This window comes from Chlorogloeopsis sp. ULAP02, from assembly GCF_038404745.2.
Lineage (GTDB): Bacteria > Cyanobacteriota > Cyanobacteriia > Cyanobacteriales > Nostocaceae > Chlorogloeopsis.
Genome location: NZ_JAYKTT020000071.1, coordinates 85,699 through 99,473, shown reverse-complemented (window position 1 = coordinate 99,473; position 13,775 = coordinate 85,699). Strand labels below are relative to the sequence as shown.

Here is a 13,775-nt window from a genome sequence, read left to right as displayed (position 1 = left end):
AACCACAATGAATTATTTTATAAGAGAGAAGTTCCAGAAATTTACTGAATTTCTTCTTTGAATAAAACTTTTATCTCACATCTGTCTTTTTTATTATTTCCCTTGGCATACTTGACAAAGTTCAATGACTTTCGTTTGCAGGGCTAAGATCTCAGTTGCTCCTTGCTTTAAACTAACTTCTAACTCTAGTAGTAAAGGTAAACAAGCAATTAGTTGCTTTACAGAAAGGAGTTTGACTTCTTGTTGTAAAAAGTAGATACGCTTGGGGTTGCTGACTTCAGCAGCTTGAGCGATCGCTTGTGGGTTTTTTTCACCACTTTCCACAATCATCTTTACCCATAACCAGGTACGAAATTGACCAATGAGTGTGGCAACTATGCGCAAAGATGGCTCACAAGCATTGATCAGATCTGCCAAGATTGCTAAAGCTTTGGCTACATCCCCCGTCTTGATGGCGGCTGCCAGTTGCAAGCTATTTTGACTAGTATTTCTGACTAACTGGGCAACGGTGTCTATATCTTGTGGTTTGTTATTGTTGCCAGCATACAGCAGTATTTTTTCTAGCTCATTGTACAGCAATCGCGTATCATTACCTACAGCTTCTGCTAACATCTGCGCAGCTTTAGAAGTTAATTTTACGCCTACAACTTGAGCAGCCTGTTGAACTGATTGCAGCAGTAATTCTGTTTTCCAAGGGGGGATGAGCGAGAATTCACGGAATTCAGCAGCAAATTTTTTTAAAAGCTTTGTAGATTTAAGTCTTTCGTCAGGTTTGGCGCGGCTTGTCAGCAATAAAAACGAATCTTCGGGAATGATTGGCAAAGTGCGTGTCAATTCTGATAACACATTTTCTGGACAATGCTGGCAGATTGTAGAATTTACAAGCCATACCAAGCGTCCTCCAGCACCAAAGGGTGGTGTCATAGCTTGATTTAAACCAGCAATAACGGCATCAGATTGCTCTGGAGGAAAAACGGTATAGTTGAAATTTGTCCACAAAGGATCGAGGATGCGATCGCGCAAAGCGGTAATTGCTTTTTCAATCGCAAAATCATCCTCACCCCAGTAAACATAGATTGGCATAGGGAACCTCAATAAAAAGGGAATCTGGGGATTGGGGACTAGTTACTGGGTGTCGAATTTGGGCATTAGATTCTGTACAATCTATATTTTATATTCCCACTAAGGGCGGCGTTTTTTCGTCAATCCTCTCTCTGACGGTGGGGGTTATTCACCGAAACCAGTTAATTTTTAATTTATGTTCTCCTTCACACCAAAAAGCTAAATACTTTTTAAGTCACTCAATCAATGCGGATAAGTTTGCCTAAAATCAATAAGCGTAAGAACATGAGGATATGAAGATTGGACGACAACTATCAAACATACTTAAACCGGGTAGCACGGATGACGCTCCCAGAAGCGTACAAATCCCAAGTCCAGCATATCCAGGAATCCTCTAAATTTCAGCCTACACCGGATGGGGCAAGACAAGCTGCACCTTTTCCTGGTTATACGGTTATGACTCCACCTTGGGAAGAAGAAACAGAAAACTCTAATTTCTATGCCAAGTTAGAGGTCTACCAACAAGAACTCTTGCAATTGCCTATTGGTTCTAATCTGATTGTACCTGTACCACCTGCTAGCTTTCATTTAACCTTAGCAGATTTAATTTGGGACAGCGCTTTTCGAGACGCTTGTGACAAAAATCCTGAATTTGAACAGCAGCTACGCTCTTGCTTTACCGAAATTTTCCAGCAGTATCAACAATCGTTGACAGGCTTTACTGCTCCGATTCACTGGCAAACATTGGGGCTGATGATTATGCCAAGAGCTGTGGGTGTTTGTTTAGTTCCTCAAGAAGAAAGATTTTACGAGCAAGTTGTAAATTTACGCCGGGCAATTTATCAAAATCCTCAATTAATTGGTTTAGGTATTGAACAACAGTACCATTTTACTGCCCACATTACATTGGGCTATTTTGGAGACGTACCTCTTGAATTAGATCGCGATCGCCTTGTAAATGTGTTTTCACAAATAAATCAACAATGGTTAATGAATTCGTTAGATTTTGTGGTAAATCGTGCTGAACTACGAAAATTTGATGACATGACACGGTATTATCGTGAGCCAGACTGGCCATTTTTAAATTTTAGTTAGTGGTTAGTGGTTAGTAGGGGTGGGTTTTGTAGATGATCTTGCGGCATAGACAACTTATCTTCTAAGCCCGCCCGTACTAGTTGTTAATTAAATAACTCTTGCTCAATAACTAATGACTATCAACTATTGACCAAAATTTGAAGATTGTTGATACGCAAGGTAAATAGCTTCTAAAAATATATCAGGGTTAATAGCTTCTGGTAATTTTTCCAAATTAATAATACTTTTAACTTGTTTGGCTAGTTGCAGAGCTACCGACTCTCTACCTTTTTGTGACATTCCTTTACGTCTAAGTAAATACTCACGAATTACGGCAAAGTCATCAGGTAACATTGCTGATAAGTTTGCTGTTTCTAGCAACTCTTGACATATTGACTTTGCCTGTTCAGAAATAGTAAAAGTCGTGGATATAGAAGGTGGTTGAGCTTGGATCACAATTGTACCAGCTATCCAATCGCCCACGCGTTTTTCACGACGACCAAAAATAATAAAAAATGTACCTAAAAATAAAGTATCGTCTATAGGTCGTAGTAAAGCACGTAGCGCTGCTTGCTGCAATCCAATCGGACTTCCGTTGTCTTTAAGAACACGAATTTTGGCTATGCGTTTGCCAGGAGTTTGCCCTTGCCATATTGTCTCAAAGAAGACAAAATATCCTGTGTAAATAAAATAATTAACTAATAAAGCGATCGCGTATAACCAAATACCAACTTTCTCACTGCTAAAAATATTTGTTAACCAATCTATGAGCTGTACTGAAATAAATAACCATGCACTTATAAAAGTAATAAAAATTAAGGCCAAAACATGATAATCAATTAGTAAGGCCCATGCACGACTGCCTATTCCTGCTAAAACAAATTCTAATTCTACACTTTCTGGAGTTTGGTATTTAATACGATTAAAAATATGCATGGCAGTCAAATCAAATGATATTTAAATATCGTGGTCGCGTAACTTTAAACCTAAACCTTCTTTTCGACTTCTAATATCATAGTAAACAACAGCTTTTAGAGCCTGCCAAAATGGTAAAATAAGTGCTCCACTACCAAAGCTTAAAATTATGGTTAATACAAAAAAAATCAAGCCAAAAATTATCGGTTCTTGTCTGATTAGGGGTGCAAAAATTCCTTGGAGAATAAAGCTAATAATTTGCGCGAATATCTGAATAGGTATTGTAATTAAAAATCCAATTAGTGAAATTGACAGAATTCGCCATATATAACCTTGAGTTAACTCCCAGCTTCTAGTAATTGTTGAGGTGCTATTAACATTATCTTCAATAGAAAGAGGAACTTCCACTAAATAAAACCGTGTCATTAACCATAAAATAGCTACCATGATCAAAAACATAAATACAATAGCTATTAAACCAAATATGTTATATATAGTTGGATTTGCTTGTTGACCTATTCCACCAACTAGTAATGCTGATAAAACACTAAAAATTAAGAATAAAATTATAATACCAATAACAATTCCCACACCTAAAAGTAACATTAACAGCATTGTAATTAGATACTGCCATAATCTAGAATTAACAAAACGCTGCCCAGAGGGAATGCTTTCGGGTTGATTAACCAACTCGGCAAATGCTAAACGGGAAATTAGAGCTGTTAGGGCAAAAAACTTTGCCCAGCCATAAATTGGAACAAAAAGCCATACATAAGCCTTGAGAGCAAGTAAAAAATATTTCTTCAAGTGAGAACGATATAGTAAAAATCCCGTACTAACCACATTACCTATATTTAATGGTTGTAGAGAACTATAAGAACCCCGATTAAAAGACATGATGTCTTATGCTCCTGTGATATCAGTAGTAAACTTGAGGCTATCTTAAGTTAACTTAAACTCAGTGTTCCCAAAATTTATGAATATTCAACGTTGGATTTCGCGACGAGAACCAAATTGGCAACGTCTGGAGGCACTGTTAAGACAAGTAGAAAAAAAAGGACTTAAATCTTTGCAGGCTGCCCAAATCAAAGATTTAGCTAGCTTATACCGTTCGATATCGGCAGATTTGGCACGTGCTCGCACTCAGCAACTCGGTGATACATTGATACAAAATTTACAATCGTTAACAACTCGTGCCTATACGCAAATATACCAAGGTTCGCGCCGACAAGAATGGGATGCAGTATTAAATTTTTACCGCTGGGGATTACCAACTGTAATCCAAAAAACATTCCCATATATTGCTTTTGCTACAGCTTTATTTATGCTGGGGGCGCTAGTTGCTTGGTGGTATGCTTGGCAAGATCCCAGTTTTATGTCGCTGATTGTGCCTGAAAGTCTGATTACTAGGGTGCGCGATCGCCGTGAATTGTGGATGGGTTCTATTGTTGGTATTGAACCTCTGGCATCTAGCAACATTATGACGAATAACCTGTCGGTATCTTTTGCTGCGGTGGCTGGTGGCATGACGGCTGGGCTATACACAGCGTTTTTAATGGTATTTAACGGCTTGATGATTGGTGCGATCGGCACTTTAGTAGGACAAAATAATCTTGCCTATCCGTTTTGGGGGTTTGTATTTCCCCACGGTTCTTTAGAATTACCAGCGATTTTTTTTGCTGGTGGTGCTGGATTTTTATTAGCAAAAGCAATTTTATTTCCTGGAAAGTATCGCCGTGCCGACGCATTAAAGTTCTATGGTTCTCAGGCTGTGCAGTTAGTGTTTGCTATTGTGCCTATGTTGATTATTGCAGGTATAATTGAAGGATTTATATCTCCTAATCCCCTCGTGCCAACACCCTTTAAATATTTGTTTGGGATGGGATTATTTGTGTTTTTGGTTGCTTATTGTATTCGTAGAAAAAAAGGATAATTTTTTGAAATTTACGTTTGAAATGAATTGAAATGGTAAGCAAAAATCATATTTTAGAAATCGACCACAGATGGACACAGATAAACACAGATAATTTATCCGTGTGGATCTGTGTTTATCTGCGGAAAGTTTGTAGACGCTTTGCGGCTACGCGCAGATCCCGGAGGGAACTTCAAAGCTTTCCAAGACAGTGTTCGTTCTCACCTACGATTGGATTTTGCAATCAATCTATTATTTACTGCGACTCAAGGTGAGTTCGGCTGATGTATTATTAAATATTAACTGCTCGCCAATCGCCACAGAACCATCGTTAATTACCTGTGCCAAAACTCCAGTCTGCGTATGATGAAAATGCTTTTGTAATAAAGAAAGTAGATTTATATCTCTTTCCCCAGTTTCAGGATTTACATTAATATTTAAACAACGATTAATTCTCGCTGTGATAGCAATTCGTGCTGTTCCTATTTGGATTTCTTGCCCCACCCAATCAAATTCTTGCCAAGCGGGTACACTTTCAACAACAATATTAGGACGGAACCTGAGTACATCTATTGGTTGTATAGCTAACTCACTTAAATGATTAATAGTTTCTCGACTGACAAGAGAAATATGTACTGCTTCTCGGTCGGGATAGCGGGTTTTATGAAATTCTCCCACAAGTTGTAAAGGTGCGCGGTGAGGATGTCTCGCGGCTTGGCTGGGGTAAATTCCTGCTAGGTAGCCAGTGAAAAAGGCAGAAATTAAATCGCGTCCCTTGGTAGTGTTGGTATTGGCAAATAATAACTCTACACCTTTACGCTTAACTGTTAAATTGCCGCTAGCCGACTCGTAGAAACAATCCAACGCCGCCAGCCCATGCCAATCATTTTGGATAGCGAAGTTATGCTTCTTCATCCAAGGCACAGTTGTAGAATCGGTATCTGTTATATCTTGCTTGTACATCAAAGCAAAAGCGCGATCGCCTGGTATGCCATGCCCTACTTGCAGGTTGACGCGATCGCACTGGTGGGCGCTTAACCCTTTAAATGGATAAATAAATAATTGGTGAACGAAAATTTTGTGCATTGGAAATGGTTACTGGGTACTGATGATTGGGGATCGGGGATTAGATCTATAATTTTATCTCCCACGCCCTAGCACGCCAGTCGCTACCCTCCGGGAAGCCGCCCTGACGGGCGTCTACAAGTCGGCAAAGCCGCCCAACGCGCTGGCTCCCCTAGTCCCTAGTTTCCAGTCTTGACTGGGATTTTGCCAGCAGCAGATCCTGTTGTGATGCTGCGCAAATACAAACCCCCAACTGTCAACAGAAATAAAACATATCCTACCGCTTGTACGAGATAGAGATGTTGTCTGTAACCAAATAAAGCTTTGAGTACAATACCAGGGAATTTTTCATCGGGCAAAATGTTGGCAGTGTTCCAAACCATTGGCCCTAAAATGCAAGAGTGGATTTTGGTAAACCTTTCATAATAAAAACAAAGGCTTTCCGAAGCACGGTTACTAAGGGCAAGGTTAGCAACAGCTTCATCAAAATTATGCAATGCTGAAACAACTAATCCACCCACAATCAATACCAACAAAATACCCATCACTTGGAAAAATTGCTTGATATTGATTTTGACACCCCATTTAAACAGAAGTACACCCACTAGGGCAGCAACCACAATCCCAGCAATTGCACCGAGGCTGGGAATTAACCCTTGTTGAAAATTGGCAGCGATGAACAGAACTGTTTCAAAGCCTTCGCGTACAACTGCAATTAAAATTAAGCTAAAAATGCCCCAACCAGCATTAGAGTTACTTTTTAAGGCATCTGTCACCGCTCCTTCAACTTGGGCTTTCATAAATCTGGCTTGTTTAGTCATCCAGATGAGCATCCAACTGAGCATGGCGATCGCCAAAACGCTGAAGGTAGCTTCCATTAATGGTTCAACTACAGAAGTGTACTGGGGATTAATAGTCCCTAGTACTTGAATCAAAAAACTGAACAGCACACCTATAAGTGCGCTAATGACAATGCCAACGCCAACACCAGCATATACCCAAGGGTTGAGCCGAGTAGCTTTTGCTTTTTTGAGCAAAGCCATGACAATACCAACAACTAAGGCAGCCTCCACTCCTTCTCGGAGCGTAATCACAAAAGTAGGTAATGCAGTACTAAAATCCATCAATTATCCTTTGTCCTTTGTCTTTTGTCATTAGTCAAAAGCCATAAATAATAACTAGTACGGGCGGGTTTAGAAGATAAATTAGCAGTTTGAACGGCAAGATTATCAACAAAACCCGCCCCTACCAATGACTAATGACTACTGACTATTAACCGAAATCGCGTAACATTTTTTTCAGTTCAAGATTATGCATCTCTTCCTGTCCAATCATAGTTCGAGCGAATTCTTCTAAATAAATACTGGCATTAGTAACAGCATCTAGCAATTTTTTATACAAATCTAGAGCTTTCTTTTCGTGTGCCAAGCTTTCTTCCAAGATGTCTTTAACAGAGTGCTTGTAAGATTCTTCCATCGGCGCAATTTTAAGACTGGGATGCCCATCTAAACCTGTGAGAATTTCTCCTACCTGTTGGGCATGAAGTAAAGACTCACTTGCTTGCGCTTTGAAAAAATCTACGATGGGAATACGATAAGGCCCGTTCACCATCAAGGAATAATGTGTATAACGTACAACTCCTGCTAGTTCAAATTCCATGATGGAGTTTAGCAGGTCGATTGTCTTTTTGTGGTCAAGTTCTTCCATTAGTAGTTAATTCACGCTAAAAGCCAAAGTTATCATTGAGGAGTTATAAGTAAGGTGAAAAATTATGAGTTATCAATAATACTATTAACTTTTACACGGACAAATTTAATCGAAGCTTGCTTTTATTAAAAGCTCTTGACTAAATCAGCCATTTTCTTCTACTCATAATTCTTCACTTCTGACTAAATTTTAAACTCCTAACCTTAAGATTAAAACCAAGGCTAATCTAGCTTCCGTTCATTTCGACTATTATGATTTTTGTGCTTAGGTACCAGAAGCATCAATCACTTTTTGTGATTCCAGTCCAATGGTTTTCACCAGCTTGGTTACTTCTTCTGGTGTTTTGACTGGTTTTGCAGGTGGAGTAACACTAGGCCAAACTTTCAACAGTTCAGCCATATTCGTCTCAATAGCTTTGTGTGCTGTGGGATTTTTTTTCGCTACTTGACTAGAAATACCTTTGTACAAGTCGTTAGCATACACTACAAAGCCACGGGAGTCTTGATATTCAATTGCTGCCGACACTTTGCCGCCGGCTATTGCTGCGCCATATTCCGAATTGGCAGCATCAAGCAAGCCATTAATCACTTGGAGAACGAATTGAGGATTAGTACGTTCAGTTTCGCTTAAAGCCGCGATCGCTCCATCCACTGCTTGCATGGAAGAACTCAAATCGGTTTTCACCTTGGCATCTTTAGGTTTAGCTTTTACCAAATCTTGTAAGCTGATCAAAGTAGTCTTGAATTCCTTGACTTTACGCTCTTTGAGTTGATCTTCTACATCAACATAAATTTCTTCTACTGGATGCCCAATATGTGGTTCTGCCTGTTTTGGCTGATTTTTATCTAAAAGTTCTTGTGCTACTATCAGATGCCCTTTCATCAACCCCAATTTGGTCATATAATCTACATCTTTAGCTTCACCAGTAAGAACCACTTCCTCAATAGTGACTTGGTCTTTGATTTTGTCAAACTGCTCCTGGGTAATCACCTTTTTAGTCACTAAATCCTCTGGACTACCATAAGGACGGCTTGCCTGAATTTTATGCGATAACGCAGGTATACCTAACTGCCCTTCAAATTTATCCAACTCGGATAAAATCGCAGTATTAATATTAACTTTCTTATTGCTGCTATGTCCGCTATGACTTCCTATATGTGTGGTTTGCGTTGCAGGATTAGCATTACTAGATGCAGGTGAATTTTCTGCTGTGGGTGTGCCGCTATTACAGGCACTCAAAGTCACAATTCACAGGCAGTGACGCTTAAGCAAATATAACGGAATTTTATCATCTTTGCTCCTAAGTGATGTTTAAAAGCTAGTCATAGAAAGACTATGAAGCTATACCAGCAGTTAAATTTGACATCTTGTCGTATTTTTTGCTATGTCAATTTTGCACGTAATGAGATTTTTTATCAACTAGCTTTCTGATTTTAACGAGCAAGTTTAATAAATTATTTGAATTTGCTGATCAAGGATTAGAGCCTGTCGAAAATCTTTAGCAATTACAGTCTAAAATGATATCAGTAAATTAATTAAGTACTCACACAGAATTAACTACACACATTGTTTTGCCCAACTCTGTTCCCCGCCCCCTGTCTCCACGAGTGAGTTTAATTTTGCCCAATTAATTATATTTGTGTATTCCCAAACAAACTCTTTCACCAATAACTAGAAACAAACGGCAAATTTCCAAAATACATCTGTCAACGGAAGCTGGTAAAATTTCACACTAGAGACTTTTTCGTTGATTTGATAGAGTCATGCTCATCAATAACTTCAAATTGTCCCATGCATCCATGTTCTGCGATCACATCTTGATGAGGATGAAACATATATTTTCCCGGATAGCGAAAAGCAAACTCTAAGATATGTCGTTCTGCTACACCCATTGTGATTACGTCTGTTTTTTGGTTAGGAGTTAGAGTCATCCCTAAAGGGTAAACATCAAAAAAGTTGGCATGCAGGTGAAAGGTAACAGCAGGATCGAATTCAATAATGTTGAGGACGTATAACCGAATTAACTGATTTTGGTAAATGCGGATCGGATGCTCGATGTAGTAATCGGGCAAGCCGTTAAATGCATAGTATTCATTGTGGTTATCATCATTGACGTCATACCCAGCCATTACCAGGGCAATTTCATCTGCGGGTGGACGCGGAGTGGGTGGATCGATAATAAACATCCCATACAACCCTTTAGCAATATGCCGGGTAACTGGTTCAATGTGGCAGTGATAAAGGTGAACGCCAAAAGGTTCAGCATCAAATTCATAAATCGCCGCACTACCGTTACTAACTGGACGAATACCATCCATTGCCGCAGGATGGATACCATGAAAATGCAGAGAGTGAGAATGCCCTGCCTGATTGAGAAACAACACCCGCACGTGATCGCCTTGTTTTGCCCTCAGTGTCGGCCCTGGAATGCGGCCATTTAAATCCCATATATTGTAAGAAATAGCACTATTTAGCTGTATGGCCGAAGTCCCCGCAGTTAAGCTAAATTCTCGAATTGTCCGCCCATTTTCTCGCTTTAGCGTTCCATAATCAAAATCTCGAATGAACTGTACAGGATTAGCAGCACTTTTTGCAGATGCCTCCATCTCCAAGGGTGGTATTCTTACCAACGATTTCTGGGTAGTTAGCCGATGCCACACTGCCGCTGCTCCTGCAACACCAGCTCCTGCTAACCCAAGTTTCAATAGCTGACGACGACTTACTATTTTTTCTTGGCTAAGACTCAAGTGATTGGGCATAGCAGATGTAAGATTGCAATTCAAAATAAACTGCAATTTTTGCAATTAATTTTATTGAAGAGCAATTAAGAATTAATGTCAATAATTTCTAAATGTTTTCATAATTGTATATAAAACTCAATTTACATTCTCCAGCCAGCCACAGAGATGAGACTTTGCTCGGTTATAGAAATTACAAGGAGTTAAGTAAGTTACTGTTAATAATCATAATTAGTTTTGAGTAGTGCTTTAACAAAGACAGTACTACTATGAGCTGCATACAAGTATCTTACTTTTTGTTAGGTAGCTTGGTTTCGCCTCGATAACATACTTGATAGTGTGCTTATTTCAACAGTTTTTTAACAAAAAAGGTTTTTATTTATCTAAACTAAGCTGTTATTAACCAGATGCAGGTAATGTAATTAGAACATGATGATTTAGTAATTATCTATACTTAATATTGGTTCTGTGGATACTCGTTAAATAATTTATTGGTTAGTTGAAACGAGTATGTTTGTAAATGTTCGACACAAATTTTGTAAATTATCAAAAGTAAATTATTATATTTTTACAATTAATAAAAATGTAATAAAAATGTAAATTAATTGATAAAAAGATTATTGTCAATAATCCTCTAGGAATACTAGTAAATCCCCCAATAGGGCATTGTAAAAGAGACCAAAAATTTGTTTTTTATTAATTTGTGCTGTAGTTTTATTAATTACTAAACACAATGCAAATAAAAACAAAAATGGAGGCACATAGTGCATATTCCTGATGGTTTTGTTTCTGTGCCGGTAGCAGCAGCAACTGGTGCATTGAGTGTGGCAGCACTGGGTATTGCCTTAGGGCGATCGCGAGATGCTTTTGGTATCAGACGCGCACCGGTGCTGGGTTTAACTACTGCCTTCATTTTTGCTGCCCAAATGATTAATTTTCCTGTAGCAGGTGGCACTAGCGGTCACTTATTGGGAGGAACTTTAGCAGCGATCGTCCTTGGCAGCCCTTGGGCAGGTACGTTGTGCATCGCTACAGTTTTAATTATTCAGGCTGTGCTGTTTGCCGATGGAGGCATCACTGCTTTAGGAGCAAATATTTTTAACATGGCAGTAGTTGGCGTGTGGGTAGGCTGGGGCTTAACTCAAACTTTGCAGCGTTTGCTGGGAGGAGCTAGAGGAAGGTTGCCCTTAGCTGCTGGGATTGCCGCTGGCGTAAGCGTAGTCGCAGCCGCTATAGTTGCTGCTATTGAGTTGGCACTTTCAGGAACTGCACCTGTTAACATAGTTTTACCAGCAATGACAGGTGTGCATATTTTGATTGGTGTCGGCGAAGGTTTGATCACCGGAGGTGTATTAGCTTATCTGTCTACAGCACGGCCAGATTTGTTACCAGGAACACAAGAGCAGTTACAAGGATGGTTAGTACCAGTAGTGAGTATTCTACTTATTGCTGGTATATTGTCTTTAATAGCTTCAGCATGGCCAGATGGTTTGGAGAGAGTTGCTGAAGACTTGGGCTTTATTAATTTAGCAGAACAAATACGAGTATCAGTACCAACACCCTTTGCAGATTACAGCATAGAGGGTCTAGGCCCCATCGGCACAAGTATCGCTGGAATTATTGGATCTGGTGTTTGCTTTGCTGTTGCCTTTGGTATTGCACAAGTGGTGAAACCGAATAATGCTTAGACTTTCATTACCGTTGCGCTTACAGCTATCTTTAGTGATTGTAGTTGGCACAGCCTTGCTAAAATACCATGCTTGGTATTGGCTGGCTATATATGGTGCGATCGCATTTATTTGGGCTATTCTTTTACGTGTACCCATTCGTAAACTGACAGGATTATTGGGTGCAGAATTAATTTTTCTATCCTTTTTAGCATTACCTTTGGGATGGGAACGAGCTAGTTTTCTGCTTGTTCGTTCCTTAATTTGCTTGCTTACAATGAATAGTTTTTTGTTAACTTTGCCGCCACACAGCTTTGGCATTGCTCTCAAGAGTTTGCCTGTTCCAGGTGGTTTAAAGGAAAGCTTACTATTATCTGGACAATATATAGAAATTTTGCTGGATGAAGTAACGCGGATGCAGCGTGCAGCACAACTTAGAGGTATGAATGGCACTGCTGGATGGTTACGCTACACCAGCGCTGCCATGATCGGTAGCTTGTATCTGCGGAGTTTAGACAGGGCAGAAAGAGTTTATGCTGCAATGGTAGCTCGTGGTTATCAAGGTACATTACCAGTAGATTCCACATTAAAAGCAAAAGAGCGTTTTGTCGTGCTGGCAGCTTGTGCGATCGCTTTTTGTTTGACGCTAACTTCTCATCGAATATTGAGTTTTGAACTCATAACTCACAATTAGTCATTAGTTTTCTCTGCTAAATACTAACCACTGTACGGGCGGGTTTAAAAGATAAGTTGTCGGTTTTAACCGTTCATATAATCAACAAAACCCGCCCCTACTAATTACTAAATACTATACGGGCGGGTTTAGAAGATAAATTGTCTTTTTCAGCCCAAAAATCATCAGCAAAACCCGCCTCTACTAACCACTAACTCCAAGAATGTCACAAGCCTTAGTAGTTCAAAATTTAGTTTATACTTATTCCAACTCTAAACCTGTTTTACAAGAAATTTCTTTTACCCTCAATGCAGGCGATCGTGTAGCTTTAATGGGGCCAACCGGTTCTGGGAAAAGCACCTTGCTTGAAAATATTATCGGCTTAAAACAACCCCAAAGCGGGAAGATTTGGATTAATGGCATTCCCGTAGAACCAAAAACTTTACCACAAGTGCGTCGTCAAATCGGTTTTGGTTTTCAAGATGCCAATGACCAACTTTTCATGCCAACAATACTAGAAGATATTACCTTCGGGCCACGTAATTACGGTGTATCACCAGCAATAGCAATTGACAAAGCCAGGCAACTTTTAGCTGATTTTGGTTTAGAAGCTTACGCCAACCGTTCTGCTCACGAATTGTCTGGAGGGCAAAGACGCCTTGCTGCTTTAGCTGCAATTTTAGCCCTCGAACCCGAAATTTTGATTTTAGACGAGCCGACAAATGGACTTGATCCGTCATGGCGTCGTCAATTTGCTCAACTATTATTACAGTGGCGAGGAAAGGTGATGTTAATCGCATCACATGATTTGCATTGGTTAGGCAAGGTTACTCAACGTGCTTTAGTCTTGTCTGGGGGTTGCATTCAAATAGACACTGAGATTCAGCCACTGTTAAAAGAAGCAGATACTTTGGAAAGGTTGGGTTTACCTGTAGATTGGTGAAGTTATTCAGAAGGCAGAT

At 39.6% G+C, this 13,775-nt stretch carries 12 protein-coding genes and 1 pseudogene; 5 read left to right on the top strand and 8 right to left on the bottom strand.

The genetic code is table 11. The features are described 5' to 3' along the window. Positions 1 to 93: 93 nt before the first annotated feature. Positions 94 to 1,083, bottom strand: coding sequence for a DNA polymerase III subunit delta (gene holA / locus U2718_RS25280; protein WP_341995892.1), 990 nt, complete (start codon positions 1,081 to 1,083; stop codon positions 94 to 96). A gap of 279 nt (positions 1,084 to 1,362) precedes the next feature. On the opposite strand from holA, the gene U2718_RS25275 reads away from it, so the two are divergent. Continuing rightward, the gene (locus U2718_RS25275) at positions 1,363 to 2,157 is read left to right on the top strand and encodes a DUF1868 domain-containing protein (protein WP_341995895.1); all 795 of its coding nucleotides are present in this window, start codon (positions 1,363 to 1,365) and stop codon (positions 2,155 to 2,157) included. 123 nt (positions 2,158 to 2,280) lie between these two features. Here the strand turns inward: U2718_RS25275 and U2718_RS25270 are convergent, their stop codons facing one another. Further along, entirely contained in the window at positions 2,281 to 3,072 is a 792-nt protein-coding gene (locus U2718_RS25270; protein ID WP_341995897.1) for an RDD family protein, read from the bottom strand. A gap of 21 nt (positions 3,073 to 3,093) precedes the next feature. Beyond that, the gene (locus U2718_RS25265) at positions 3,094 to 3,948 is read right to left on the bottom strand and encodes a DUF975 domain-containing protein (protein WP_341995899.1); all 855 of its coding nucleotides are present in this window, start codon (positions 3,946 to 3,948) and stop codon (positions 3,094 to 3,096) included. A gap of 79 nt (positions 3,949 to 4,027) precedes the next feature. On the opposite strand from U2718_RS25265, the gene U2718_RS25260 reads away from it, so the two are divergent. Further along, on the top strand, positions 4,028 to 4,984 hold the full coding sequence (locus U2718_RS25260) for a stage II sporulation protein M (protein WP_341995901.1): 957 nt from the start codon (positions 4,028 to 4,030) through the stop codon (positions 4,982 to 4,984). A gap of 231 nt (positions 4,985 to 5,215) precedes the next feature. On the opposite strand, the gene U2718_RS25255 is transcribed toward U2718_RS25260, so the two are convergent. The 5 genes and pseudogenes from U2718_RS25255 to U2718_RS25235 all read right to left on the bottom strand — a co-directional run bounded on the left by U2718_RS25255 (position 5,216) and on the right by U2718_RS25235 (position 10,494). Then, on the bottom strand, positions 5,216 to 6,049 hold the full coding sequence (locus U2718_RS25255) for an MOSC domain-containing protein (RefSeq protein ID WP_341995902.1): 834 nt from the start codon (positions 6,047 to 6,049) through the stop codon (positions 5,216 to 5,218). A 158-nt stretch (positions 6,050 to 6,207) separates the two neighbouring features. Then, positions 6,208 to 7,152 (bottom strand): FTR1 family protein, encoded by a 945-nt coding sequence (locus U2718_RS25250; protein WP_341995906.1) that lies wholly within the window; start codon positions 7,150 to 7,152, stop codon positions 6,208 to 6,210. A gap of 148 nt (positions 7,153 to 7,300) precedes the next feature. After that, on the bottom strand, positions 7,301 to 7,735 hold the full coding sequence (locus tag U2718_RS25245) for a bacterioferritin (protein ID WP_341995908.1): 435 nt from the start codon (positions 7,733 to 7,735) through the stop codon (positions 7,301 to 7,303). Positions 7,736 to 7,999: 264 nt separating this feature from the next. Then, positions 8,000 to 9,027: pseudogene (locus U2718_RS25240) on the bottom strand (ComEA family DNA-binding protein). A gap of 435 nt (positions 9,028 to 9,462) precedes the next feature. Further along, positions 9,463 to 10,494 carry a multicopper oxidase domain-containing protein gene (locus U2718_RS25235; protein WP_341995910.1) on the bottom strand — a complete coding sequence of 344 codons (1,032 nt, stop codon included), beginning with the start codon at positions 10,492 to 10,494 and terminating at the stop codon, positions 9,463 to 9,465. Between the two features lie 743 nt (positions 10,495 to 11,237). On the opposite strand from U2718_RS25235, the gene U2718_RS25230 reads away from it, so the two are divergent. From U2718_RS25230 to U2718_RS25220, 3 genes are all read left to right on the top strand, one after another. Next, complete coding sequence (locus U2718_RS25230) at positions 11,238 to 12,161, top strand: energy-coupling factor ABC transporter permease (RefSeq protein ID WP_341995912.1); 924 nt, start codon at positions 11,238 to 11,240, stop codon at positions 12,159 to 12,161. After that, complete coding sequence (locus U2718_RS25225) at positions 12,154 to 12,834, top strand: energy-coupling factor transporter transmembrane protein EcfT (RefSeq protein ID WP_341995914.1); 681 nt, start codon at positions 12,154 to 12,156, stop codon at positions 12,832 to 12,834. The genes U2718_RS25230 and U2718_RS25225 overlap by 8 nt, the downstream gene beginning before the upstream one ends. 202 nt (positions 12,835 to 13,036) lie before the next feature. Then, entirely contained in the window at positions 13,037 to 13,756 is a 720-nt protein-coding gene (locus U2718_RS25220) for an ABC transporter ATP-binding protein (protein WP_341995916.1), read from the top strand. Positions 13,757 to 13,775: the final 19 nt, after the last annotated feature.